We start from the raw sequence: 23,923 nt of genomic DNA on the forward strand, positions 1-23,923 counted from the left end.
TTCCCCTTGTCATTGCCAAAAACGTTGTTCGTTCAGCCGGCTCCAGCCTTTCAGCAAGCCGTGCTCCATGATCGTGCTGGCCGCCATGCCGAAACGCTCCGGCAGGCTCTTCTTCTGTATGTAATGCAGCTGGAAGAGTTCAGCCTCCTGCGCGCGCTCGGCAAGATACTGATCGCTGGTCTTGAGCTCGTCCGCCAGATGCTTGCCCAGCGCTGCAATGCCCAGCCAGACCTCACCCGTCGCGACATCGTCGATCGACAGGTTCTGGCGATAGCGGGCAACGAAGTTCTTGAACAGCTCGTGCGTGGTTTCCAGGTCTTCCTGGAATTTCTCCCGCCCCTTGTCGGTGTTCTCGCCGAATACGGTGAGGGTGCGCTTGTATTCGCCCGCGGTGAGTACCTCGAAGTCCACGTCGTGTTTCTTCAGCAAGCGGTGCACATTGGGCAGCTGCGCTACCACGCCGATGGAGCCAAGGATAGCGAACGGCGCCGTGAGGATACGGTTGCCGATGCAAGCCATCATGTAGCCACCGCTCGCCGCGACCTTGTCGACGCAAACGGTCAGCGGCACACCGGCATCGCGGATGCGCACCAGCTGCGAGGCAGCCAGACCGTAGCCGTGGACCATGCCGCCGCCACTTTCCAGACGCAGTACCACCTCATCCTGAGGCGTCGCCATGGTCAGCAACGCGGTGATCTCATGGCGCAGGTTTTCCACCGCCGACGCACGGATGTCGCCGTCGAAATCGAGCACGAACACACGTGCGGACGTCTCCGATTTCTTCGTCTGCTTGGCCGCTTTCGCCTCCCGCTTGCGCAACGCCTTGAACTCGTCCTTTTCCAGCACTGCCTGCTCCAGGCGCTCGCGCATGGACTTGTAGAATTCGTTGAGCTTGTGCACCTCCAGATGTCCACCGCCCTGTTTGCTGCGTCCACGCCGCATGGACGCGAGTGCGATGAGCACGATCACGATAGCCACCACAAGCGTGACGGTCTTGGCCAGGAAGCTGGCGTAGTCGACAAGAAATTCCACGTATCCCCCTCGATGAGTTTCAGGCGCCCGCCGCAGCTCTTGACGCCGAGCCGCCAGCATACCGATGGCCCCTTGGCTGAGCCAGTCGGCGGGATTCAAACAAACGTTCGAATTATCGTTGACACTCCGGAACGATGTCCCTACCCTCGCGAAAAAACAGTGCCGGCCGGAGCAGCAGCATGGGCAGTATCTACCTGATCAGACATGGTCAGGCGTCTTTCGGCGCAGAAAACTATGACGTGCTCTCCCACCTGGGTTATCGCCAGTCCGAAGCGCTAGGCGACTACCTGGCGCAACTCGGCGTCAGCTTCGATCGCTGCCTCAGTGGCGAGCTCGATCGTCAGCAGGACACCGCCAAAGCGACCCTGGCCCGACTCGGCCCCCAACCCGAGGTCGAAATCGATGCGGCCTTCAACGAATTCCATGCCGACGCGGTGATCCGCGCCCACCTGCCCGACCTGCTGAAGGTCGAGCCCAACGCCATGCATATCCTGCGCAATGCCGCCGATCACCGTGCCGACTTCCAGAGACTTTTCACCTATGTGGTCCATCGCTGGATCTCCGGTGAGCACGAGAAAGACGAACTGGAAAGCTGGCAGCATTTCCTCGATCGCGTGCGCGGCGGCCTGGAACGGGTACTCGAACGAGCCGACAAGCGCGATCGCATCGCCATCTTCACCTCCGGTGGAACCATTACCGCGCTGCTGCAGCTGATCATAGGCGTACCGCCGATCAAGGCGTTCGAGATGAACTGGCAGATCGTCAACACGTCGCTCAGCCTGCTGAAGTTTCGTGATCGTGACGTCGCGCTCGCGTCATTCAACAGTCATGCGCATCTGCAACTTCTAAAGAATCCGGAGCTCATCACCCATAGATGAGCCCAGCCCCAAGCGGCCCAAAGCTGCGTGTAACCATAACGAGCAAAAAGGAAACCCTCATGAGCAACGTCGCCGAAACCTTCAAAGGCATGCAGTCGAAGTTCAACCCCAGCGCCGCCGCCGGCCTGGATCTGGTGTTCCAGTTCAATATCACCGATGCCGAGAACTACTATCTGGTCGTCAAGGATGGCACCTGTGATCTGCAGCAGGGCGAGTCCAGCGATGCCAACGTCACCCTGATCATGGACAGCGAAACCATGCAGGGCATCGTCAGCGGCGAGACCGACGGCATGCAGGCCTTCATGGGCGGCAAGCTGCGCGCCGAAGGCGACATGATGCTGGCCCTGAAGCTCAGCGAGCTCTTTCCGGCCTGAATCTCAGGCGGCGGTCGAGAGACACGAAAAACCGAAGTCTCGACTTCGGTTTTTTTATGTCCAACGTAGCCGTGAATGGCGGATCAGGCAGCTTGATTGACAGGCAACACGCCGGCCAATAACGGCCAGCCGCGCTTGGTATCAGACACCGCGAGCATTAGATTGTTGAATCATCTTGGGCACCAAACATAAGTAGAAGGGATAACAATGGCGCTTACAGATCAAACAACCCGCGTCCGAGCGGGTGAGGAATTGCCCGTCGATATCATCGACCAGTACCTGAAGGCGCATATCCCGGGTCTGGAAGGGACTCCGCAGATTTCCCAGTTTCCCGGCGGCGCATCGAACCTGACCTACCTGCTGCAATACCCCAGCCTGGATCTGGTGCTGCGCCGCCCGCCGTTCGGCCACAAGGCCAAGTCCGCTCACGATATGGGCCGCGAGTACCGCATTCTCAATCAGCTCAACGCTGGGTTCCCCTACTGTCCCAAGGCATATGTCTACTGCACCGATGAATCAGTGATCGGCGCCGAGTTCTACGTGATGGAGCGCGTCAACGGCATCATCCTGCGTTCGGAACTGCCGCCTGAGCTGAACTTCGACGAATCCCAGACCCGCGCCCTGTGCGAGAGCTTCATCGACAAGTTCGTCGAGCTGCACAACGTCGACTACCAGGCCTGCGGGCTCGGCGATCTGGGCAAGCCGGAAGGCTATGTGAAGCGCCAGATCGAAGGCTGGAGCGAACGCTACGAGCGCGCCATGACCCCTGACGCGCCGGCCTGGGAAGCGGTCAAGGCCTGGCTGAAGGACAAGATGCCGGCCGACCACCCAAAACCCGGGATCATTCACAACGATTACCGCTTCGACAACGTCATTCTCAATCCGGACAACCCGATGGAAATCATCGGCGTGCTGGACTGGGAAATGACCACCATCGGCGATCCGCTGATGGACCTGGGCAACACCCTCGCCTACTGGATCGAAGCCGACGATCCCCAGCCGATGCAGGCAATGCGCCGACAGCCGAGTCACCTGCCCGGCATGCACACCCGCCAGGGCTTCGTCGATTACTACGCCCAGCGCGCCGGCATCGAGATTCCCTGCATCGACTTCTACTACACCTACGGCCTGTTCCGCCTGGCCGGAATCGTCCAACAGATCTATTACCGCTTCCATCACGGCCAGACCCAGGACAAGCGCTTTGCCCAGTTCATTCACATGAACAAGCTTCTCGAGCAAAAGGCGCTGCAAGTGATCGGGCAATCGAAGCTCTGACCCCACCCAATCCGTCTGTGGCCTGCCACAGAAACGAACAAGAAAGAGGAACGACCATGTCCAAGACCACCCTGTTCGACCTAGACGGCAAGATCGCCTTCGTTTCCGGCGCCAGCCGCGGTATCGGCGAGGCGATCGCCAAACTGCTCGCCCAGCAAGGCGCCCACGTAATCGTGTCCAGCCGCAAGATCGAAGGTTGCCAGGCGGTCGCCGACGCCATCGTCGCGGCTGGCGGAAAGGCCACCCCGGTGGCCTGCCACATTGGCGAGTTGGAGCAGATTCAGGGCGTGTTCGCGCAGATCCGCGAGCAGTTCGGCCGCCTCGACATTCTGGTCAACAACGCCGCCACCAACCCGCAGTTCTGCCATGTGCTGGACACTGACGTATCGGCCTTCCAGAAAACCGTCGACGTGAACATTCGCGGCTATTTCTACATGTCCATCGAGGCCGGCAAGCTGATGCGCGAGCACGGCGGCGGCAGCATCATCAACGTCGCGTCGATCAATGGTGTTTCGCCAGGCAACTTCCAGGGAATCTACTCGATCACCAAGGGTGCCGTGATCAACATGACCAAGGCGTTCGCGAAGGAGTGCGCGCAGTTCGGCATTCGCTGCAACGCCTTGCTGCCCGGCCTGACCGACACCAAGTTCGCTTCGGCGCTGGTCAAGAACGACTCGATCCTGCAGATGGCCCTGCAGCACATTCCGCTGAGCCGCGTTGCCCAGCCGAGCGAGATGGCCGGCGCTGTGCTCTACCTGGCCAGCGAGGCATCGAGCTACACCACCGGCGTGTCGCTCAATGTCGATGGCGGCTATCTGGCCTGATCCGACCAGCCAAATGAAAAAGGGAGCCGGAATGGCTCCCTTTTGTTATCTGCACGCTTACCAGTTCTTCAACGCTTCGGTCGCCGCTGCGTTCAACGGCCTGGCCAGCAGGCCGGTCGGTGCAAGCTCTACCGCATAGCTGGCGCCATCGGCGATCGGCATGTAATCGACGCGTAACACTTGCGGCTCGAGGAAATGCAAGTTGCGCCGTTCCAGCTGCAGCGACCGCCAGATATCCACCCCCAGCAGCTTTTCACCCAGCTCAACCCGCGCATGACGCGCCAGGTTCTGCTGTTCCACCGCCAGGTAACGTCCGGAGAGTCTTTCCAGGCGGTAGCCCGACTCCAGCCCGATAAGCTCAGCAAGACTTTTCCAGCGAAGCACATGCAGGTCGAGTTGCCAAAGATCGCCTTCAAGCACGTACGTTCGGGTTGCCTTTTCCTGCTCCAGGCTGACCTCATAACGCTGCGGCCCTACGGCCTGAAAGCGCAGGGTCGCCAGCGCCCGCGCATCCGGAAGCGCCGCATAGGTACTGATGTCGTAGCCGATCAGGCCAATCAGACCGGCAAGGGCGAGAGCCAGAAAGCCGCAGGTGCCCCTCAGCCAACCCATCAGCCACTGCCCCCCCAGCAACAAGCGCAGCGCCACCAGCAACACGATCACTGCCAGCACGGCAACCACGATCGCAAGCCCAAGATATTGCATAACCAAGCGTCCTTTTCATTGGGTGCGATATTATCCGCGGCCCCCGCCCGGGCAGCCAGAGCCGGCATGGGATGGCGGTCACGCGGCGGTACTGTTCTTGGTCGATCTTCTGATAGTTCAAGTTGACGCCCACTTCCGCGGTCGCGACCGCGGCATTATTCTCCGCTGTCCCTTTGCTCAGCGAGACCTGTATGCCCTTCGCACTTGAGCTCGCGCTCGATCCATCAACATTGTTGTTACTTTTCGCAGTCGCCTTCACCGCTGGGTTCATCGACGCCATTGCCGGCGGCGGTGGACTGCTGACGATTCCTGCATTGCTGACGGCAGGTCTGCCACCGCACCTGGTGCTGGGGACCAACAAACTGTGCGCCACCTTTGGTTCGGCGACCGCGAGCTACACCTTCTACCGACGCCGGCTTTTCGAGCCGGGTCTGTGGCGACGAGCGCTGCTCGGCACCGCCGTTGGAGCAGCGCTCGGTGCATTGCTCGCGCAATACATGCCGGCAAGCTGGCTCAATCAGCTGCTGCCGCTGGTGGTGTCCGCCTGCGGCATCTACCTGCTGTTCAGCAAAGTGCCGGCGAAGGCTGCCGGTGATGCAGCGGAAATCGGTCGTCGACGGCAATGGCCGCAGAGTCTCTCGCTCGGCTTCTACGATGGCGTCGCTGGGCCCGGCACGGGCGCTTTCTGGACCGTCAGCAGCATGCTGCTCTATCCCCTCGACCTGTTGCGGGCCAGTGGGGTGGCGCGAACAATGAACTTCGTCAGCAACGCCGTGGCGTTGGCGGTGTTCATCGTGGGCGGGCATGTCGCCTGGGTTCTGGGGATCGGTATGGGGCTGGCGCTGATGGCAGGCGCCTACTTCGGCGCACGCACGGCCATCGGCGGCGGCTCTCGCTTCATCCGCCCGGTGTTCATCCTCGTGGTACTGGCGATGAGCCTGCGCCTAGCCTGGCAGCACTGGTTCGGGGCGGCCTAGCCGACGAGCCAGGTACAGCTCGATCAGATAGCGCGCGATTGACTGGCGCGCGGGCAACGCCGGCAGGTTGTCGATATGAAACCAGCGTGCATCCTCGATTTCTTCGGGCTGCGGGACGATCTCGCCGCCGGCATATTCCGCGTGGAACCCAAGCATGAGGGAATGGGGAAACGGCCAGCCCTGGCTGGCAATGTACTGCGGCGAGTGAATTTCCACCCCAACCTCTTCCCGCACTTCACGTGCCACACACTGCTCGACCGACTCACCCGGCTCCACGTAGCCGGCCAGCGTACTGTAGACGCCGGCTGCGAAGCGCGGTGAACGCGCCAGCAGCAGCTCGTCACCACGGGTAACCAGAACGATCATGCTGGGCGAAAGCCGTGGGTAGTGCTGAACGCCACAGGCTGGACAGTACATGGCGCGCTCACCAGCTCGCGCCTGCATGCGCGAGCCGCAACTGCCGCAGAAGCGATGCTGGCTGACCCAGGTGCCGATCTGCGTGGCGTAGCCGAGCAGGCGAAACAGGTCCTGGTCGGCCTGCTGCATGAACTGACGCAGCCCCTGCCAACGCGCACCAGGCACCTCAGCGGGAAAGTCCAGTTCGAAGAGAAAGACCGGCTCGCCATCGAAATGCCCGAGCCCCTGCTCGCTCAGCAGCGGCAGCTCCAGACGCTTGAGCCAGTCCCGTGGAAACAGCACGCCACTGTCGTCGACCAGAAACTGTTGCCGGCAATGTACCACCGCCCAGCCCCCCGCCAGCGAGGGATCGAGCAGCGCCGCCTGCCAGCGCAGACTCATCAGGCGGCGACCGGCATGCCCAGCGCGCGTACGCTCTCGCTGGCCAGATCGAGCACACTGAGGCGCGAGTCATCGCGCCGCAGGACGGCACCACCCTCAAGGTAGTACTCGAGGCTGGTCAGGGCGTCGGCGAGGGTCTCGAGCATCTGTTCGGGTGGCATCTGGTTCGACTCGAGCATATGTTTCTGAATGAAATCGGCACAGGCACCGATCAGCTCGGCGGCACGTTCCTGTTCGAGGAAGCGCAAGCCGCCTCGGACGGCCTGCAGACTGAACGGCACGTTGGCCAAATGCAGCTTTTCCCCGTTCGACTCGAGGTAGGCGGTGATGGCACGCTTGGCCAGCGCGAGTCCTGCGGTCGCCTCGTCGATCACCACGATGCAGGCTTCGGTCAGCTGGTGGTTGGCGAAGGCCTCCGCCTCCATGCCCGGTCGGGCGACCTGAGGCTTGTTCTCCCGCCGGTCCCCGCGCTCCAGGCTGGCGACCATGCTCTCGACGTAAAGCACCGCGTCGGCCAGACGCTGGATCACTTCGGGGTCAGGCGTGCGTTCCAGGCTCCAGCCGGACACGTCGCCAAGTTGCGCCTGCAGCGTGCTCGCTGCCGAGGACAGACCAACCATGCCCAGGGTCTTGGCCAGCTTGCCCAGCAGGTTGTGCAGGTTTGAATAGGCCTCTGCCTGGGCGGTGCCCCGCTCGATCAGATCCAACAGATCTTTAAGGCTCGCCAATTCTTCGCGGATCGCCGAGGACAACGAGCGCATGACAGCCTGTCCGGGACCTGCGAGGCGCTGTGACTCATCCTCAAGCAGATGGTCGGTAAAGGGCAGCGGGCTCAGCGAGAAGACCTGGCGCACCTGGCTGGCGAGCGGTCCTTTGCTGTCGGCCAACGCTACGACATACAACAGCTCCTTCAGCAGGCTACGTGGCGCCTCGTACGCAGGATTGCCGAGTACCTGCTTGAGCTCACGATCGAGCCTGGAGAACAGCTGCTTGCGCGACTTGCGTGGCAACAGCTGGCCATCCAACTGAGACTCCAGGGCCGCACTGCCGATCCAGCACAGCCGACTGGCTGGCGTTTCGATGAAAAGGTGATCGAGGCGCGACAACGCGCGTCCCATGAGCTTCAGGCTGGCAGGCAGGTTCTCTTCGCGAATGAAGCCGAGCAGGCCGACCTGATACATCTGACGTAGCCGCCGCGCTTCGGCCGCCGGTGCGCCGCCCGGCCGCGGCGACACCTCTGTCGCGGGTCGCGCATGGTCGAGCCGAACGCTGAAGAAGAAGCTCTCCGGCAACGGAGGCTGGGTGCAGGCCTGACGCAACGCATTGATCGCCGGAAGCAACAGCTCAGGAATCTCCTGACGGCTGGCATCGACGCTCTCCAAGTAGCGGCGCAGTACATAGAGCGCGTTGCTTAGCGCAGCGAGCTGAACGTCACGGTCTTCGCCCGCGCCGACGGGAATATCGGTGGCCAGTTGCAGGATTTCCTGTGCGAGGAGTTCGGCGCCGGTCAGCTCGATCAAGTTGAGCGTGCCGCGTACCTGCTTGAGATTCTCGACCGCCTGTTGCAACAAGCCGCCGTTGTTGCGATCGATGATGAAATGCTCGAGGCTCTGCTCGGCCTCCTCCATGGTGGCGAAAAGCTCGTCACGGACCAGACCGAGAGAAGTTGCTCCAGTAACCATGCCTAGTGCGCCTCCCGCGCAAACGTATGATGGCGCATCAGTCGGCAAAGTCCGGCTTCTGTTTGCTCATGTGAGCGGCAATGGCCACCTTGATGTCGGCCGACTGCAGCATCGCCGCGTTCCAGGTGGCGATGTATTCGAGACCATCGTCGACGCGATGATCGCGCATGTAGCGGATCATTTCCTTGGTACCGCGGATGGCGACCGGCGATTTGCTGGCGATGTCGCGAGCCAGCTCAAGCACGCCATCCATCAGAGCCTGCTGGTCGGCATAGGTGCGATTGACCAGGCCAATGCTGCGCGCCTCTTCACCATCGATCGTGCGACCGGTAAAAGCCAGCTCGCGCATCATGCCATCGCCGATGATGCGAGGCAGGCGCTGCAAGGTGCCGACATCGGCGGCCATACCCATGTCGATCTCCTTGATCGAGAATTTCGCACTTACCGTGCTGTAGCGCATGTCGCAGGCGGAGATGAGGTCGATGGCGCCACCCAGGCAGTAGCCCTGAATCGCCGCGATGACAGGCTTTCGACAGTTGTCGACGGCGTTGAACGAGGCCTGCAGGGACAGGATCTTGCGGCGCAGCTGCTCGGCGTTGCGTCCGACATCACGGCCCAGCTGACTGCCGACCGAGGCCAGCAGCTGCAGGTCGATGCCCGACGAGAAATGGTCGCCGGCCCCGCTGAGGACCACGACGCGCACCTCGTCGGTAGCATCGACCCAGTTGAAGATATCGATGATTTCCGTCCAGAAGGCGGCATCCATCGCATTGATCTTCTCGGGCCGGTTGATCTCGACCCGGGCGATCTTGTCCGCCAACTCTACACGGAAGGCTTTGTATTCGGTCACGCTATCATCCTCGACAGCAAGGGCGCAGGGGCATCGTGTCGGAGGCAAGCCGCACGACGGTGGGCAACTATAACAACTGGCGTCACGACGAGTGAATGTGGTTGCAGACGATGTGATACAGACCACGCCGTTGAGCGACCTGTTCGTACCGTACTAGACGGGCCGCTCGACGGCCGCTCATTCCCGGCGAATACAGTCGACAGTATATTCGCTGCCGCTGGCCCCCACTTCGTGTTGCAAGCCATGGACATCCGCATCGAACCCAGGAAAGCGCTCGGCGAAATCGCGGGCGAAGACAAGGTAATCGAGAATCGAGCGAGTCTCGCCGGTGAAGCGCTCGCCCGGCATGATCAGCGGAATACCCGGCGGATACGGCACCAGCATCACCGCCGCGACGCGCCCTTCCAACTCATCGACCGGTACCGCCTCGACTTCGCCACGAACCAGCGCATCGTAGGCCTGCGCCGGCGTCATCGCCGGCTCCGGCAGCGCCGTGTACATCCGCCGCATGGCCCGCGCAGTCGCGTTCTCGCGATAGCAGCCATGCAACGCATCGCAGAGATCCCGCAACCCCATCCCAGCGTAAGTTGCCCCTCCACTACGAGCGATCGAAGGTAATGCATCAACCAGGGGGACATTGGCGTCGTAATGCCGCTTGAATTCGAGCAGTTCAGTTAGCAGCGTGCTCCATTTGCCCTTAGTGATGCCCATGGAGAACAGCACGAGCATCGAGTACAGGCCGGTCTTCTCGACGACCAGACCACGCTCCCAGAGGAATTTGCTGACCACCGCAGCCGGTATTCCGCTCTCGCCCAGCGAGCCGGATGCCGTGAGACCCGGCGTTACCAGGGTGACCTTGATCGGGTCGAGCAGCACGTAATCATCGGCGACATCGCCGAAACCGTGCCAGTCGGCGGTCGGCTCCAGCAGCCAGTCCCGCGTTACCAGTTCATCGGCGCCGTCGGCCCGCGGCGGCTGCCAGATACTGAACCACCAGTCGTCCGGATCGATGTGCTGGCGTAGATTGGCCAACGCACGACGGAAGCTCAGGGCTTCGTCGAAGGTTTCCTGAATCAGCGAGCGACCAGCCGGCCCTTCCATCATTGCCGAAGCCACGTCGAGCGAGGCCAGGATGCCGTACTGCGGCGAAGTGGAGATGTGCATCATGAAGGCTTCGTTGAAGCGATCACGGTCCAGCTGCCGGGTCTGGCTGTCGAGCACGTGAATCATCGAGGCCTGGCTAAAGGCGGCCAGCAGCTTGTGCGTCGAATGGGTGGTGAAGACCAGCGGCCCCTGCTCGCGGGTATCCATGCCGTAACGTCCATCGTAGAACTCATGGAATGCCGCGTAGGCGTACCAGGCCTCGTCGAAATGCAGCACCTCGACGTTGTCGGCCAGGGTGCGCTTGATCAGGTTGGCGTTGTAGCACAGGCCGTCGTAGGTGGAGTTGGTCACCACCGCCAGCTTGACCTTCGGCGGCCGGCCGCGAGCCAATGGGTTTGCGGCGATCTTCGCCTGGATCGACTCGCGGGTGAATTCTTCCAGCGGAATCGGCCCGATGATGCCCAGCTCGTTACGCGTGGGGCTCATGTATAACGGTATCGCCCCGGTCATGATGATCGCGTGGAGGATCGACTTGTGACAGTTGCGATCGACCAGTACCAGGTCGTCACGCGCCACCATCGAATGCCAGACGATCTTGTTCGCCGTCGAGGTGCCGTTGATCACGAAAAATGTATGGTCAGCGCCGAAATTACGCGCGGCACGCGCCTCCGCGGCGGCCAGCGGCCCGGTGTGATCGAGCAGCGAACCGAGCTCCGGCACCGACACGGAGAGATCCGAGCGCAGCGTGTTCTCGCCGAAGAACTGATGGAACGCCTGCCCGACCGGGCTCTTGCGATAGGCCACCCCGCCGCCATGGCCAGGTGTGTGCCAGGAGTAGTTGGACTCGCCGGTGTGCTGCACCAACGCGCGGAAAAATGGCGGCAACAGATCCTCGAGATAGTTGCGCGCCGCCCGGGCGACCTGCCGAGCCAGAAACGGCACGGTGTCTTCATAGAGGTAGAGCAGTCCGCGCAGCTCGTTGAGATCGGCCATGGCCTCGGCGGGCGCATTTTCGATCGTCACTTGCTCGCCCAACGCGAAGATCGGCAGGCGCGGCGCGCGGCGCCGGGCGACACGAATCAGCTCAACGACGTCATGCAGCAGGCGCTGATTGTCTCCCGCCCCCTCGGCCGCCACCAGGATGCAGGCCAACCCGTGATGGGTCGATGCCACGATGCGCCCCTCGCTGGAGCTGGCGGTGGGCAGGATGTTGAAGCCGTCGCGCTCCAGCTCCGAGGCGATGCCCCTGACGCGTTCGCCGGCAACGGTGTCGGCCTTGATGTCGCGATGGACGATGAGGATGGGGAATTTCAGATCTTTATACATGCGCACTCTCTGCGGACAGTCTTCCTACAGGGTAGAAGTGTCCGCAGCAAAGGAACAGCGCATGAAACCGAGCGGGAAGGCGATCAGCCGTCCAGTTGCGTCCAAAGCGGCGTGGCGCCCGCGGCCTTTTCGATCGCCGCCATGCGCGCCAGGTGTGCAGCGATCTCGTCATCGCTGGCCCGCAGCACGGGCGTGCGCGGCCGATCAGCCGGCAGGCGACGGATCGGAGTGGGCTGCGGCCGGCCACCATCGGCACTTTCGCCATCGCCAGCCAGGGACAGATTGGTCTGCCCACCGGTCATGGTCAGCCAGACGTCGGCGAGGATCTCGGCATCAAGCAGTGCGCCGTGCAGATCGCGCCCCGAGTTGTCCACGCCGTAGCGCTTGCACAGGGCGTCAAGGCTGTTGCGCTGACCAGGATGCCGCTCGCGCGCCATCAGCAGCGTATCGAGCACCGTGCAGTGGTCGGTGATCTCGGCGCGATCCTGCTGACCAAGCAGGGCGAACTCGTTATTGATGAAGCCAAGGTCGAACGCCGCGTTATGGATGACCAGCTGCGCGTCCTTGATGAACTCGAAGAACTCGTCAGCGATGTCACGAAAACGCGGCTTGTCGGTGAGGAACTCGTTGGTAATGCCGTGAACCGCTATCGCCCCCTCGTCCACCTCGCGATCGGGCTGCAGATAGACATGGTAATGACGCCCGGTCAGACGGCGGCCGATGACCTCGACACAACCGATCTCGATGATCCGGTGCCCATCGGCAACCGGCATACCGGTGGTTTCGGTGTCGAGTACTACGCTGCGCATGTCATTTCGCTCACTTACACAATAGGTTGTCGTTTGGCCTGAACCACACCGCGGTTGGCCAGCAGGTCGGCCTGCTCGTTACCTGGGTGCCCGGTATGCCCGCGAACCCACTGCCAGCTCACTTCATGACGACTGACCTGCTCGTCGAGCTGCTGCCAGAGGTCGGCATTCTTCACCGGCTGCTTGCTCGCCGTCTTCCAGCCGCGCTTCTTCCAGTTGGGCATCCAGTCGTTGATGCCCTGCATGACGTATTGCGAATCCGTCACCAGCCGCACCTTGCACGGGCGTTTCAGCTCGGCGAGCGCGCGAATGGCGGCCATGAGTTCCATGCGATTGTTGGTGGTGTCCGGCTCACCGCCCCAGAGTTCCCGTTTGACGCCCTTGTACACAAGCAGCGCGCCCCAGCCACCGGGCCCAGGATTACCCTTGCAGGCACCGTCGGTATAAATCTCGACCCAATCGTCGCTCATGTAGATTGTTTACTCATTCTGGCGGCGACAGGCATTACGGCAGCCGATGGTGCTCGGCATCGCGGCGACTGATCTTGGCTACCGGCATCGGCAGCAACTTGCCCATCCGCTCGCGACGTTCCTGGCGCAATGGCCGCAGGCCTATCATCAGTTTGCGCGCCACCAGCAGATAGAAGCCGCCGGTTGGCGCCTGCAGCTGTTGCCCAACGGTTTCCAGACGCGACAATCGCGCCTGCCAGTCGCTCGAGGAAAGCGGCGGACAATAGCATCCAAAGCGGCGTTTCTCCAGCGCGAACCCCAGCAGGTTCAACCAGTCACCAACCCGCGACGGGCGAATGCAGCGGGCCTGGCGAAAGCCCTCGCGCGACACCAGATGACGCAGCCCCCAGGCGCTCCAGGGATTGATGCCGACGATCAACAGGTGCCCACCGGGACGCACGCCACGCGCTGCTTCACGCAACAGGCCGTGTGGCGAAAGGCTGAAATCCAGCGCGTGCTGCAAGACCACCACGTCGGCGGCATGCTCGCCGAGCGGCCAGGCCTGTTCCTCGCAGTGGATTTCCACACCCGGCAGCGGTGCGCCGAGGCGAACGCTACGTTTGATGTTTTGCGGCTGCACCGGTTCGCCGGCAAATGGGCCGTTGTGCACCAGATAGCTGCCGAAACAACGGGCCAGCTCGTCGGTCAGGACCTGCTTTTCCTGTACTAGAAGCTGCTGGCCCAGGGGACCGGCAAACCAGTCGGACGCCTGGTTGATCATCGACAGCCAATGGTCGCTGGCTTGAGTGGAGGGTCGCTCGTTCATCGCTCGGCTCCGTTTGCCCGCGGGCTCGCAGGGCGCTGGGTTCGATCAGGGTCAAGATTTCCTTGGGACTGCCAGAGCCCGCCCCCGTTTCCGGCGCGGCTTGCGACTCGGCGGGAACAGGTCCTAGGATGCGCCTTTGTGATCCGCTTGGCGACCCATCCATGTTCAAGATCGAAGCCCTGCCCGCCTTCACCGACAACTACATCTGGTTGCTCCAGGACGACGCCAGCCGGCGCTGCGTAGCGGTCGACCCTGGTGACGCCGCGCCCGTGCTGGACTGGCTGTCGGCCCATCCCGGCTGGCAGCTGAGCGACGTTCTGGTGACCCACCACCACCACGACCATGTCGGCGGCGTCGAACGGCTCAAGGCACACACCGGCGCACGTGTTCACGGACCGGCCGCCGAGAAGATCCCGGCACGTGACGAATCGCTAAGTGACGGCCAGCACATCGAGGTGCTCGGCAAGCGCCTGGAGGTCATTGCCGTCCCCGGACATACGCTTGGACACATTGCCTACTTTCATGCCGATCCAGAACAGCCCTGGCTGCTCAGTGGCGATACGCTGTTCGCAGCCGGTTGCGGCCGGCTGTTCGAAGGTACGCCCGAGCAGATGTTCGAGTCGCTGAAGCGACTGGCCAGCGCCCCCGATCACACGCTGATCTATTGCACGCATGAGTACACGCTGAGCAATCTGCGTTTCGCCCAGGCGGTAGAGCCGAACAATGCGGATATCGCCAAGCGCATCAGCGAGGTGACCCAGCTGCGCGAAGCCGGTTGCTTCAGCCTGCCCAGTCGACTGGAGATCGAGCGCCGGACCAATCCGTTTCTGCGCAGCGATATCGAGACGGTACGGCAGGCGGCGATCCAGCACAGCGGCAGCCAGCTGGACGGCGAAGTCGCGGTTTTCGCCGCTTTGCGCGCGTGGAAGGATCGTTTCTGACAAGGTCGACAAGTTCCCGAAACGGGGCGTGTCAGCTTGACCCCATCAGGACGCATTCCTAGAATCCCCCGAATTTTGTTTCCGGGGAAGATTCCAGCCAATGCCGCCAGCTCCCAAGAAACGCCACGAAACGGACGCCTTGGCAGCCTCTGGTCGTGCGTTGGCCCTCGCCGTCTGCGTAGCCCTAGCCGGCTGTCAAAGCAACTCCGCACGCGATGATGATGCGTTCGATCAGTCGAGGCGTGCGAGCGGACCGGCGGTACAGGAGCCCATCTGGCTGAGCGATACCAGCACCATCGTCGAACACGAGGACCTCTGGGCGCGCATCCGCGAAGGCTACAAACTGCAGGAGCATCTGGACAGCAACCCGCGCATCGAGCAGCAGCGCCTGCTCTTCGCCAGCCGCCCCCGCTCCATCGAAATCGCCAGCGAACGCGGCAGCCCCTATATCCACTACATCGTCGAGCGCCTGGAAGAGCGCGACATGCCTCTGGAGCTGGCACTGCTGCCAATCATCGAAAGCTCGTACGATCCGTTCGCCTACTCTCCAGCCCATGCGGTCGGGCTCTGGCAGTTCATTCCTTCCACCGGTCGTCATTTCAATTTGCGCCAGACCAGCTGGTACGACGGCCGCAGGGACATTACCGCCTCGACGAATGCCGCGTTGCGCTACCTGAGCTATTTGCATGGTCTGTTCAACGGTGACTGGCTGCTCGCCCTGGCCGCATACAACGCTGGCGAGGGTACGGTCAGCCGCGCCATCGAGCGCAATCAGAAACTGGGCTTGCCAACCGATTATTGGAACCTGCCCCTGCCACGCGAAACTCGCGACTATGTACCGAAGCTGCTGGCGTTGTCGCAACTGATCGAAGCGCCTGAGGCCTATGGCATCAACCTCAACCCGATCGCCAATGAACCTTACTTCGAGGTCATCGCCCTCAAGCAGCGCATGGACCTGGCGCGGGTAGCCAAGCTGGCCGACCTTGACGAAGACGAGCTGTACCAACTGAACCCCGCCTTCACCCGCCGCATCACGCTGGACGGCCCGCAGCAACTGCTGGTGCCGCTGGAGAAGGCCGAGATGCTGGCAGCCAACCTGGCGTTGATGAAACCGCAGGAACTGGTGGACTGGAAGCAGTACACCGTCCGCCCAGGCGATACTCTGGGAACGATCGCCAACCGGCATCACCTGACCGTCAACATCATTCGCGACATCAACCGCCTGAACAGCGACTCCCTGCGTATCGGCCAGGTGCTGAGCATTCCAGCCAGCAGCGACGCCGGTGCATCCAGAGAATTACTGCACGCGGTAGCGCGTCAGCCAGACACCACACCCCGCAGCTACCGGGTCAGATCCGGTGACAACCTCTGGGATATCGCCAAGGCGCAGCGCGTATCGGTACGCGACCTGCAGCGCTGGAACAATCTGTCCGGCAGCCAGCTGAAAGTAGGCCAGGCGCTCTTCCTGCAGGGGCCTGCGCCTGCCGCCAAGAGCAAGGACAATGCTGACGCCCCGACTTACTACAAGGTTCGTAAGGGGGATTCGCTGTATCAGATTGCCAAGCGTTTCAATGTGCAGCTGACCAATCTCAAGACCTGGAACCCGAAAAGCACCGAAGTGCTCCGTCCGGGCCAGCTGCTCACCCTCTACCTCCCAAGGTGAGCGCCCGACCGTCAACCCGCTGAACGCTTGCTCAGAGCTTCCAGACAACGGCCGGTCAGCTGGGTGAAACGCTGAAAGGCGATGAACTGCTCATGCTTGAGCGCACGCCCGGACAAGCGACAATCGCCGTACAGCACACCGATCTCCCGCGCTCCCGCCATCAGCGGCGCAATGAAGAACATGCCGTTGCCGAGCCATTGCCGCAGCGGCTGCGTCACCAGGTCCGCCAGGTTGTAGCTTGCCGGCACCCCCATCCACAGCGACTGCCGATGTCGCAACGCATAGCTGAATATATGCGGCTGCTCGGGTTGGTCGACCGGCAGCGTAAAATTCTGAAGCCAGGCTTCGGCCCCCTCTCCAACGGCACAACGCACCTTGAAACGCGTCTGCTGGTCGGCCAGGACCGCCACCATTACCCGCTCCAATCCAACGCCTCGATGCAGCCCCTTGAGCAGCGTCTCCAGAATCAGGCTGGCATCGCCGCCGCCCGACGCCATCAGCCCAAGATCCTGCAGCGACTGTTGCATCAACAGCAGATCGGGCTGCAGCAAGGCAGCCTGGCGCTCTGCCTGCTGCAGCCTGATCTGCTCCGGATCGGTGCTGGGGATCAGCCGGCCCAACCGACTGGCGCCAAAGGTGGTCGCAACCGTGACCGCTTCGTCAGCACTGGCGAGGATCTGCTGCAATGCATCGGCCTCAGTCACGCCTGTGAACTCCGCCACCGCGCTGGTCAGGGCCTGCATCTTTTCGCATTCCCAGCCATCCAGTGCGGCTTCGCTGATCCTCACCCCCAACGCCACCGCACGCGCAGCCGGGTCATTGCTTACGGCCTGACTGTGAGCCAGGCTGGTCAGCTCGCCCAGATTCCAGCTTTTCACCAGCCCCAGCGTGAGCTGACGGAAGCTGGTGCCGAGAATGGCCTGTACCACTTCCTCAGGCTTGATGCCCGGCTGTTTCAGTTGCACGGCGAGCTCGTCGGCCTGCTCGCCGCCGCAGCCCCAGAACGCCAGCTCACCGACGTGATAGAGCAACGCCGCGATGAACACCTCTTCCTCATGCCGCGAAAGGACATAGCCGGCGATATTGCGCGCCTGCACGGCCGCATGAAAGGAGCGGGCCAGCAGCTCGAGCAGTTGCTCCCGCGGAGCCTTCTCCAGCAGGCTGTCGATCAGCGTCACCGACAGGCTGATCAGTCGGACATTGTCGAAGCCGATCATCACGATCGCCCGCGAGATGGTCTTGATGGTTTCCTGAGAGGGGTTGTAGTAGCTGCTATTGCCGACCCGGAGCACCTTGGAAGTCAGCGACGCATCGCGCAGCAGAACGTCGGCAAGCTGCTGGACCGAAGCGTGCTGGTGCTCGGCCAGACGCTGGATATCCTTGACCACCGATGCCAGCGCCGGCAGTTCGGATTGGTTCAGGCGATCGATCCACGCCTGCAGACCCTGGGCACGTACATCCAAGAGGTCACACTCCACAATGCCAGTACGGGAAATGAGTGGCAGTTTGCCCGAGGTGGCCGGCCTTTTTCCAGCGCATACAAGCTGTTACTGTACCGGCCCGAGAAGCCCTTAAGCGCCAAGGATCGGATCCCCCGTCTGATGCGACCCCTGCTACTGTTATTGACCTGCCTGGCCTTGAGCTTTCCCGCCCTCGCCACCATCAGCGAAAGCCATGGTTATGCGCAGTTCGGCACTCTTAAGTACCCAGCCAATTTCACCCACTTCGACTGGGTGAATCCGCGCGCGCCCAAGGGCGGCAGGATCAAGCTGATGGCGTCGGGTACGTTCGATACGCTGAACCCCTATACATTCAAGGGCACCAGCCCAAGTGCGACCCCCGGATTCCTGCAGTACGGCTTCAGCGAGCTGAACGAACCGCTGATGGTCGGTACCGGCGTCTACGACCCTTCGGGCGACGAACCGGCGTCCAGCTACGGGCTGATCGCCGAATCGGTGGAGTACAGCGACAACAATAGCTGGGTCGTTTTCAACTTGCGCAAGGAAGCTCGCTTCCATGATGGCAAGCCGATCACCGCCTATGACGTGGCATTCTCCTACCGGCTGCTGCTCAAGGACGGGCATCCGCGCTACCGCACCAACCTGCAAGGGGTGAAGCGCGTCGACATTCTCAACCGGCACCGCATCCGCTTCGTCTTCGAGCAGCCAGACAATCCATTGCTGATCATGCGTCTCGGTGAACTGCCGGTCCTGCCGCAGCATTACTGGAAGAATCGCGACTTCAAGGTCACCACCTTCGATCCCCCGCTGGGCAGCGGCCCCTACCGCATCACCCAGGTGCAACCCGGGCGGCAGGTGGTGTTCGAGCGCGTGCGCAACTGGTGGGGCGCCAAGCTCCCGGTCAATCGGGGCAAGTACAACTTCAATCGCATCGATGTCGAGTTCTACCGCGACAACGTGGTGGCGTTCGAAGCGTTCAAGGTCGGCGAGTTCGACTTCTTCATCGAGCATCAGGCGAAAAACTGGGCCAACGGTTACCAGTTCCCGGCCGTGATGCGTGGCGACATCATTCGCGCAGAGATCCCACATCAGATCCCGACTCAGACCCAGGCACTTTTCATGAACGGCCGGCGTTCGACTTTTGCCGATAGCCGCGTTCGCGAGGCGCTCGGTCTGATGTTCGATTTCGAATGGACCAACCGTGCGCTGTTCTACGGCGCATACCGCCGCAGCGAAAGCTACTACCCCAACAGTGACTTCAGTGCCACCGGCAAGCCTGAAGGCGGAGAATGGCTGCTACTTTCGCCCTACCGCAAGCAGCTCCCTGGTGAGCTGTTCACCGAACCATTCGAGTTACCAGAAACCGATGGTCGTGGCATCCCGAGGGAAACCCTGCGTCGCGCCCTGGGGCTGCTTGCCGAAGCCGGCTGGAAGCTGTCCGATGCCGGACTGCTGAACAGCGCCGGGCAACCGCTGAGCTTCGAGATACTGCTGGTCAACCCACGGCTGGAACGGATCCTCCAGCCCTACGTCGAGAACCTGGCGCGCATTGGCGTTCAGGCCAACCTGCGCACCGTGGACAGTGCGCAGTACAAGCAACGACTCGACCATTACGACTACGACATGATCCTGATGACGCTGGCCCAGAGCCTCAGTCCGGGCATCGAGCAGTACCTTTATTTCCATTCCAGCCAGGTCGGCGTCAAAGGCGGCCGCAACTATGCGGGAATCGCCAACCCGATCATCGATGATCTGATCGGCAAGCTGCTCGCCGCACAGACCCGCGACGAACAGGTGTCGGCCGCCCGCGCAATCGACCGCGTACTGCTGTGGAACCACTACACCATTCCGAACTGGTTCATCAGTAACCACCGCCTGGCGTACCGCAATCGGTTCGCCCATGTCACCACGCCGCCCTATACGCTGGGTTTGCGCGCCTGGTGGCTGAAGAGCCTGGAGAAGAGCAAATGAACAATCGCGTGAGCCATTCGCTGTTTCGCGCCGGCCTGCTGAGTCTGCTCTGCATGGCCGCCCTGTCCGAGGCCGCTCCCCGCCATGCCCTGACGCTGTATGGCGAGAAGCCCAAGTACCCGGCCGACTTTCAGCATTTCGAGTACGTCAATCCCGAGGCGCCCAAGGGCGGCACGCTGCGTCAGGCCGGTTTCGGCAGCTTCGACTCACTCAACCCCTTCATCAACAAGGGCGTCGCGGCCGACGACATCGGCCTGATCTACGACACCCTGACCACCAACAGCCTGGACGAGCCGTTCACCGTATACGGTCTGCTGGCGGAAAAGATCGAGAAAGGCCCGAACAACGACTGGGTGCGCTTCCACCTTCGCCCGCAGGCCCGCTTTCATGATGGCGAGCCAGTCAAGGCAGAAGACGTCGTCTTCACCTTCGAGACGCTGATGAGCCAGGGTGCTCCGCAATACCGTGCCTATTACGCCGATGTGGAAAAAGTGACGGCGGAAAGTGAGAGACGTGTGCGCTTCGATTTCAAGCATGCCGGCAATCGCGAGCTGCCGATGATTCTCGGGCAGCTGCCAGTCCTTCCGAAGCACTGGTGGGAAGGCAAAGACTTCACCTCGGGCAACCTCGAGCCGCCTCTGGGTAGCGGTCCGTACCGCGTCGAGAAAGTCCAGGCCGGCCGCTCGATCCGCTATGAACGCGTCGAGGACTATTGGGGCAAGGATCTACCCGTGAATCGCGGTTTCTATAACTTCGATCACATCAACTTCGATTACTACCGGGATAACACCGTAGCACTGCAGGCCTTCAAGGCCGGGCATTTCGACTACTGGTTCGAAACCAGTGCGAAGAACTGGGCCACCGCCTACGACATCGATGCAGTCCGGGATGGACGCATCCTCAAGGAGGAGATCCGCAACTACAACCCAACCGGCATGCAGGGTTTCATCTTCAATATCCGCCGCCCGCTGCTGCAGGACCGTCGCGTGCGCGAGGCGCTTGGGTTGCTATTCGACTACGAGTGGACTAATCGCCAGCTGTTCAACGGCGCCTACACCCGCACCCGCAGCTATTTCGACAATTCCGAACTGGCCTCCTCCGGATTGCCGAGCGAAGACGAACTGAAGATTCTCGAGCCCCTTCGCGGCAAGGTTCCGGACGAGGTATTCGACAAGGCCTTCGAACTGCCGCAAACCCAGGGCAACGGCGTGATTCGCGAACAGCAACGCCAGGCCTATCGGCTGCTGACGGAAGCGGGCTGGAAAGTCGAGAACGACAAGATGCTGGACGCCCAGGGCAAGCCGGTGAAGCTGGAGTTCCTGCTGGTGCAGGCCGAGTTCGAGCGCGTGTTACTGCCCTACAAGCGCAACCTGGCCGACCTGGGCATCGAGCTGGAGATCCGCCGAGTCGACGTCTCGCAGTACATCAACCGGCTGCGCTCGCGCGACTACGACATGATCGTCAGTGGCTTCGGTCAGTCCAACTCGCCCGGCAACGAACAGCGTGAATTCTGGCATTCGGCGAGTGCGGACAATCCCGGCAGCCGCAACTTCATCGGCTTGAAGGAACCGGCCATCGACATACTGGTCGAGGGGCTGATCGGCGCCGACTCGCGCAAGGAACTGGTCGCCCATACTCGTGCGCTGGATCGCGTGCTGCTCTGGGGTCACTACGTGGTGCCGAACTGGCACATCAAGACCTGGCGCGTCGCCTACTGGAACCACCTGGCGCATCCGCAGGTAACGCCAGAACAGGACATCGGCCTGATGACCTGGTGGCGCATACCGGATGCGAAGGCTCCGGTCGCCGATCCGGTGGAAGCGAAGAAAGCCGCGGAAGCTGGTGCGAGCACGCCAGTCGATAACGGCGAGGCGGAGCGCTAAGCATGCTGGCTTACATTGTTCGCCGATTGCTGCTGATCATCCCCACGTTGTTCGGCATCCTGCTGATCAACTTCATCATCATCCAGGCGGCGCCCGGTGGCCCAGTGGAACAGGCAATCGCCAAGCTGGAGGGCTTCGAGGGCGCCACCAGCCGTATCGCCGGTGGCGGTTCGGAGGTTGCGGTGGGTGGCACCAGCTATCGCGGCGCGCAGGGCCTGGACCCCGAGCTGATCGCCGAGATCGAACGACTCTACGGCTTCGACAAGCCGCCGGCCGAGCGCTTCTGGATCATGCTCAGCAACTACCTGCGGCTGGACTTCGGCGAGAGCTTCTTCCGCGACGCCAAGGTCACCGACCTGATCATCGAGAAGATGCCGGTATCCATCTCGCTGGGCCTGTGGAGCACGCTGATCATGTACCTGGCCTCAATCCCGCTGGGGATCGCCAAGGCCACCCGTCACGGCAGCAAGTTCGACGTCTGGACCAGCTCGGCGATCATCGTCGGCTACGCCATCCCGGCGTTTCTCTTCGCCATCCTGCTTATCGTGCTGTTCGCTGGCGGCAGCTACTGGAACTGGTTCCCCCTGCGCGGCCTGACCTCGGGCAACTTCGACGACCTGACCCTGGGCGGCAAGATCATCGACTACTTCTGGCACCTGGCCCTGCCCGTCACCGCTCTGGTGATCGGCAACTTCGCCACCCTGACGCTGCTGACCAAGAACAGCTTCCTCGACGAGATCAACAAGCAGTACGTGATCACGGCACGAGCGAAGGGTCTGAGCAAGAATCGCGTGCTCTACGGCCACGTGTTCCGCAATGCCATGCTGATCATCATCGCCGGTTTTCCGGCCGCCTTCATTGGTATGTTCTTCACCGGCTCGCTGCTGATCGAGGTGATCTTCTCCCTCGACGGACTCGGCCTGCTCAGCTTCGAGGCGGCGATCAACCGCGACTATCCGGTGGTGTTCGGTACCCTCTTCCTCTTCACCCTGCTCGGCCTGGTGGTGAAGCTGATTGGCGACCTGACTTACACCCTGGTCGACCCGCGCATCGATTTCGAAAGCAGGGAGGCCTGAATGCAGTTGTCCCCCCTCAATCAGCGCCGGCTGGCCCTGTTCAAGGCGCACAAGCGTGGCTGGTGGTCACTGTGGATCTTCCTTGCGCTGTTCGTGCTCAGCCTGGGCGCGGAGATCATCGCCAACGACAAGCCGATCGTGGTGCGCTACGACGGCGAATGGTTCTTCCCGGTGTTCAAGCGTTATCCGGAAACGGCCTTCGGCGGCGAGTTTCCGCTGCAGGCGAACTACAAGAGCCCGTACATCCAGGAACTGATCGCCGAGAAAGATGGCTGGATGATCTGGCCGGTCATCCCCTTCAACTATTCGAGCATCAACTACGAACTGCAGGTGCCGGCGCCCGCGCCGCCTTCGCTGGAGAACTGGCTGGGCACCGATGATCAGGGCCGCGATGTGCTCGCCCGGGTGATCTACGGTTTCCGCATTTCGGTGCTGTTCGCCATCACGCTGACCCTGATCAGCTCCGTGATCGGTGTGATCGCCGGGGCGCTGCAGGGCTTCTATGGCGGCTGGGTGGACCTGGTCGGGCAACGCCTGTTGGAGATCTGGTCGGGCCTGCCGGTGCTCTACCTGCTGATCATTCTGGCGAGCTTCGTGCAGCCCAACTTCTGGTGGCTGCTGGGCATCATGCTGCTGTTCTCCTGGATGAGTCTGGTGGACGTCGTGCGTGCCGAATTCCTGCGCGGACGCAACCTGGAGTACGTGCGCGCCGCTCGCGCGCTGGGCATGCAGAACGGCGCGATCATGTTCCGCCACATCCTGCCCAACGCCATGGTCTCCACCATGACCTTCATGCCATTCATTCTCACCGGCGCCATCGGAACCCTCACCGCACTGGACTTCCTCGGTTTCGGCCTGCCGGCAGGCTCGCCGTCGCTGGGCGAGCTGGTCGCCCAGGGCAAGGCCAACCTGCAGGCGCCCTGGCTCGGCATCAGCGCCTTCATGGTGCTGGCGATCATGCTGACCCTGTTGGTGTTCATCGGGGAGGCGGCGCGCGATGCCTTCGACCCAAGGAAATAA

The 23,923-nt window shown here is 62.0% G+C and carries 21 protein-coding genes; 11 read left to right on the forward strand and 10 right to left on the reverse strand.

The window, feature by feature from the left end; genetic code table 11:
• Positions 1-9 precede the first annotated feature (9 nt).
• Entirely contained in the window at positions 10-1,032 is a 1,023-nt protein-coding gene (gene sohB / locus ACX1DW_RS07970) for a protease SohB (RefSeq protein ID WP_133457248.1), read from the reverse strand.
• Positions 1,033-1,211: 179 nt separating this feature from the next.
• Between sohB and ACX1DW_RS07975 the strand changes: the two genes are divergently transcribed.
• The 4 genes from ACX1DW_RS07975 to ACX1DW_RS07990 all read left to right on the forward strand — a co-directional run bounded on the left by ACX1DW_RS07975 (position 1,212) and on the right by ACX1DW_RS07990 (position 4,383).
• A complete protein-coding gene (locus ACX1DW_RS07975; protein WP_458993163.1) occupies positions 1,212-1,910 on the forward strand; it encodes a histidine phosphatase family protein in 699 nt (232 codons plus the stop codon).
• A 59-nt stretch (positions 1,911-1,969) separates the two neighbouring features.
• Positions 1,970-2,284, forward strand: coding sequence for an SCP2 sterol-binding domain-containing protein (locus ACX1DW_RS07980; protein ID WP_003296758.1), 315 nt, complete (start codon positions 1,970-1,972; stop codon positions 2,282-2,284).
• Positions 2,285-2,491: 207 nt separating this feature from the next.
• Positions 2,492-3,559 carry a phosphotransferase family protein gene (locus tag ACX1DW_RS07985; protein ID WP_458993164.1) on the forward strand — a complete coding sequence of 356 codons (1,068 nt, stop codon included), beginning with the start codon at positions 2,492-2,494 and terminating at the stop codon, positions 3,557-3,559.
• A 56-nt stretch (positions 3,560-3,615) separates the two neighbouring features.
• Positions 3,616-4,383 carry an SDR family oxidoreductase gene (locus ACX1DW_RS07990; RefSeq protein ID WP_458993165.1) on the forward strand — a complete coding sequence of 256 codons (768 nt, stop codon included), beginning with the start codon at positions 3,616-3,618 and terminating at the stop codon, positions 4,381-4,383.
• A gap of 57 nt (positions 4,384-4,440) precedes the next feature.
• On the opposite strand, the gene ACX1DW_RS07995 is transcribed toward ACX1DW_RS07990, so the two are convergent.
• Entirely contained in the window at positions 4,441-5,088 is a 648-nt protein-coding gene (locus ACX1DW_RS07995) for a hypothetical protein (protein ID WP_208216126.1), read from the reverse strand.
• Between the two features lie 191 nt (positions 5,089-5,279).
• On the opposite strand from ACX1DW_RS07995, the gene ACX1DW_RS08000 reads away from it, so the two are divergent.
• Positions 5,280-6,065 carry a TSUP family transporter gene (locus tag ACX1DW_RS08000; protein ID WP_208216127.1) on the forward strand — a complete coding sequence of 262 codons (786 nt, stop codon included), beginning with the start codon at positions 5,280-5,282 and terminating at the stop codon, positions 6,063-6,065.
• On the opposite strand, the gene nudC is transcribed toward ACX1DW_RS08000, so the two are convergent.
• The 7 genes from nudC to ACX1DW_RS08035 all read right to left on the reverse strand — a co-directional run bounded on the left by nudC (position 6,033) and on the right by ACX1DW_RS08035 (position 13,909).
• A complete protein-coding gene (nudC, locus tag ACX1DW_RS08005; RefSeq protein WP_125869190.1) occupies positions 6,033-6,863 on the reverse strand; it encodes an NAD(+) diphosphatase in 831 nt (276 codons plus the stop codon). The two genes, ACX1DW_RS08000 and nudC, sit on opposite strands and share 33 nt — an antisense overlap.
• Positions 6,863-8,545: a ferrous iron transporter B gene (locus tag ACX1DW_RS08010; RefSeq protein ID WP_458993166.1), complete on the reverse strand. Its 1,683-nt coding sequence runs from the start codon at positions 8,543-8,545 to the stop codon at positions 6,863-6,865. The genes nudC and ACX1DW_RS08010 overlap by 1 nt, the downstream gene beginning before the upstream one ends.
• A 37-nt stretch (positions 8,546-8,582) precedes the next feature.
• A complete protein-coding gene (locus ACX1DW_RS08015; RefSeq protein WP_125869188.1) occupies positions 8,583-9,395 on the reverse strand; it encodes a crotonase/enoyl-CoA hydratase family protein in 813 nt (270 codons plus the stop codon).
• Between the two features lie 177 nt (positions 9,396-9,572).
• On the reverse strand, positions 9,573-11,825 hold the full coding sequence (locus ACX1DW_RS08020; protein WP_125869187.1) for an Orn/Lys/Arg family decarboxylase: 2,253 nt from the start codon (positions 11,823-11,825) through the stop codon (positions 9,573-9,575).
• Positions 11,826-11,908: 83 nt separating this feature from the next.
• Entirely contained in the window at positions 11,909-12,634 is a 726-nt protein-coding gene (dnaQ, locus tag ACX1DW_RS08025) for a DNA polymerase III subunit epsilon (protein ID WP_102841005.1), read from the reverse strand.
• A gap of 14 nt (positions 12,635-12,648) precedes the next feature.
• Positions 12,649-13,104 carry a ribonuclease HI gene (rnhA, locus tag ACX1DW_RS08030; RefSeq protein ID WP_063540624.1) on the reverse strand — a complete coding sequence of 152 codons (456 nt, stop codon included), beginning with the start codon at positions 13,102-13,104 and terminating at the stop codon, positions 12,649-12,651.
• A 34-nt stretch (positions 13,105-13,138) separates the two neighbouring features.
• Positions 13,139-13,909: a class I SAM-dependent methyltransferase gene (locus tag ACX1DW_RS08035; RefSeq protein ID WP_063540625.1), complete on the reverse strand. Its 771-nt coding sequence runs from the start codon at positions 13,907-13,909 to the stop codon at positions 13,139-13,141.
• 161 nt (positions 13,910-14,070) lie between these two features.
• Here ACX1DW_RS08035 and gloB point away from each other — a divergent pair, with 161 nt between their 5' ends.
• Both gloB and ACX1DW_RS08045 read left to right on the forward strand, forming a co-directional pair.
• On the forward strand, positions 14,071-14,850 hold the full coding sequence (gene gloB, locus ACX1DW_RS08040; protein ID WP_133457258.1) for a hydroxyacylglutathione hydrolase: 780 nt from the start codon (positions 14,071-14,073) through the stop codon (positions 14,848-14,850).
• Positions 14,851-14,950: 100 nt separating this feature from the next.
• Entirely contained in the window at positions 14,951-16,513 is a 1,563-nt protein-coding gene (locus ACX1DW_RS08045; protein WP_458993167.1) for a LysM peptidoglycan-binding domain-containing protein, read from the forward strand.
• A gap of 11 nt (positions 16,514-16,524) precedes the next feature.
• Here the strand turns inward: ACX1DW_RS08045 and ACX1DW_RS08050 are convergent, their stop codons facing one another.
• Entirely contained in the window at positions 16,525-17,976 is a 1,452-nt protein-coding gene (locus ACX1DW_RS08050; protein WP_458993168.1) for an HDOD domain-containing protein, read from the reverse strand.
• Between the two features lie 138 nt (positions 17,977-18,114).
• Here ACX1DW_RS08050 and ACX1DW_RS08055 point away from each other — a divergent pair, with 138 nt between their 5' ends.
• The 4 genes from ACX1DW_RS08055 to ACX1DW_RS08070 are packed head-to-tail and all read left to right on the forward strand — an operon-like array spanning position 18,115 to position 23,923.
• Positions 18,115-19,944 (forward strand): extracellular solute-binding protein, encoded by a 1,830-nt coding sequence (locus ACX1DW_RS08055; protein ID WP_458993169.1) that lies wholly within the window; start codon positions 18,115-18,117, stop codon positions 19,942-19,944.
• A complete protein-coding gene (locus tag ACX1DW_RS08060; protein ID WP_458993170.1) occupies positions 19,941-21,827 on the forward strand; it encodes an extracellular solute-binding protein in 1,887 nt (628 codons plus the stop codon). Before ACX1DW_RS08055 ends, ACX1DW_RS08060 begins: the two co-directional genes overlap by 4 nt.
• A gap of 2 nt (positions 21,828-21,829) precedes the next feature.
• On the forward strand, positions 21,830-22,903 hold the full coding sequence (locus ACX1DW_RS08065; RefSeq protein WP_063540630.1) for a microcin C ABC transporter permease YejB: 1,074 nt from the start codon (positions 21,830-21,832) through the stop codon (positions 22,901-22,903).
• The gene (locus tag ACX1DW_RS08070) at positions 22,904-23,923 is read left to right on the forward strand and encodes an ABC transporter permease (RefSeq protein ID WP_011913386.1); all 1,020 of its coding nucleotides are present in this window, start codon (positions 22,904-22,906) and stop codon (positions 23,921-23,923) included.

Source organism: Stutzerimonas sp. KH-1 (assembly GCF_054483855.1).

Bases quoted from the DNA above. Each gene is read 5' to 3' on its own strand.
- ACX1DW_RS08010 (WP_458993166.1), bottom strand. From the start codon at position 8,545: ATGGTTACTGGAGCAACTTCTCTCGGTCTGGTCCGTGACGAGCTTTTC.
- rnhA (WP_063540624.1), bottom strand. From the start codon at position 13,104: ATGAGCGACGATTGGGTCGAGATTTATACCGACGGTGCCTGCAAGGGT.
- nudC (WP_125869190.1), bottom strand. From the start codon at position 6,863: ATGAGTCTGCGCTGGCAGGCGGCGCTGCTCGATCCCTCGCTGGCGGGG.
- gloB (WP_133457258.1), top strand. From the start codon at position 14,071: ATGTTCAAGATCGAAGCCCTGCCCGCCTTCACCGACAACTACATCTGG.
- ACX1DW_RS08045 (WP_458993167.1), top strand. From the start codon at position 14,951: ATGCCGCCAGCTCCCAAGAAACGCCACGAAACGGACGCCTTGGCAGCC.
- ACX1DW_RS08060 (WP_458993170.1), top strand. From the start codon at position 19,941: ATGAACAATCGCGTGAGCCATTCGCTGTTTCGCGCCGGCCTGCTGAGT.
- ACX1DW_RS07995 (WP_208216126.1), bottom strand. From the start codon at position 5,088: ATGCAATATCTTGGGCTTGCGATCGTGGTTGCCGTGCTGGCAGTGATC.
- ACX1DW_RS07990 (WP_458993165.1), top strand. From the start codon at position 3,616: ATGTCCAAGACCACCCTGTTCGACCTAGACGGCAAGATCGCCTTCGTT.
- ACX1DW_RS08000 (WP_208216127.1), top strand. From the start codon at position 5,280: ATGCCCTTCGCACTTGAGCTCGCGCTCGATCCATCAACATTGTTGTTA.
- ACX1DW_RS08070 (WP_011913386.1), top strand. From the start codon at position 22,904: ATGCAGTTGTCCCCCCTCAATCAGCGCCGGCTGGCCCTGTTCAAGGCG.
- ACX1DW_RS08065 (WP_063540630.1), top strand. From the start codon at position 21,830: ATGCTGGCTTACATTGTTCGCCGATTGCTGCTGATCATCCCCACGTTG.
- ACX1DW_RS08035 (WP_063540625.1), bottom strand. From the start codon at position 13,909: ATGAACGAGCGACCCTCCACTCAAGCCAGCGACCATTGGCTGTCGATG.
- ACX1DW_RS07975 (WP_458993163.1), top strand. From the start codon at position 1,212: ATGGGCAGTATCTACCTGATCAGACATGGTCAGGCGTCTTTCGGCGCA.
- ACX1DW_RS08055 (WP_458993169.1), top strand. From the start codon at position 18,115: ATGCGACCCCTGCTACTGTTATTGACCTGCCTGGCCTTGAGCTTTCCC.
- ACX1DW_RS07980 (WP_003296758.1), top strand. From the start codon at position 1,970: ATGAGCAACGTCGCCGAAACCTTCAAAGGCATGCAGTCGAAGTTCAAC.
- ACX1DW_RS07985 (WP_458993164.1), top strand. From the start codon at position 2,492: ATGGCGCTTACAGATCAAACAACCCGCGTCCGAGCGGGTGAGGAATTG.
- dnaQ (WP_102841005.1), bottom strand. From the start codon at position 12,634: ATGCGCAGCGTAGTACTCGACACCGAAACCACCGGTATGCCGGTTGCC.
- ACX1DW_RS08020 (WP_125869187.1), bottom strand. From the start codon at position 11,825: ATGTATAAAGATCTGAAATTCCCCATCCTCATCGTCCATCGCGACATC.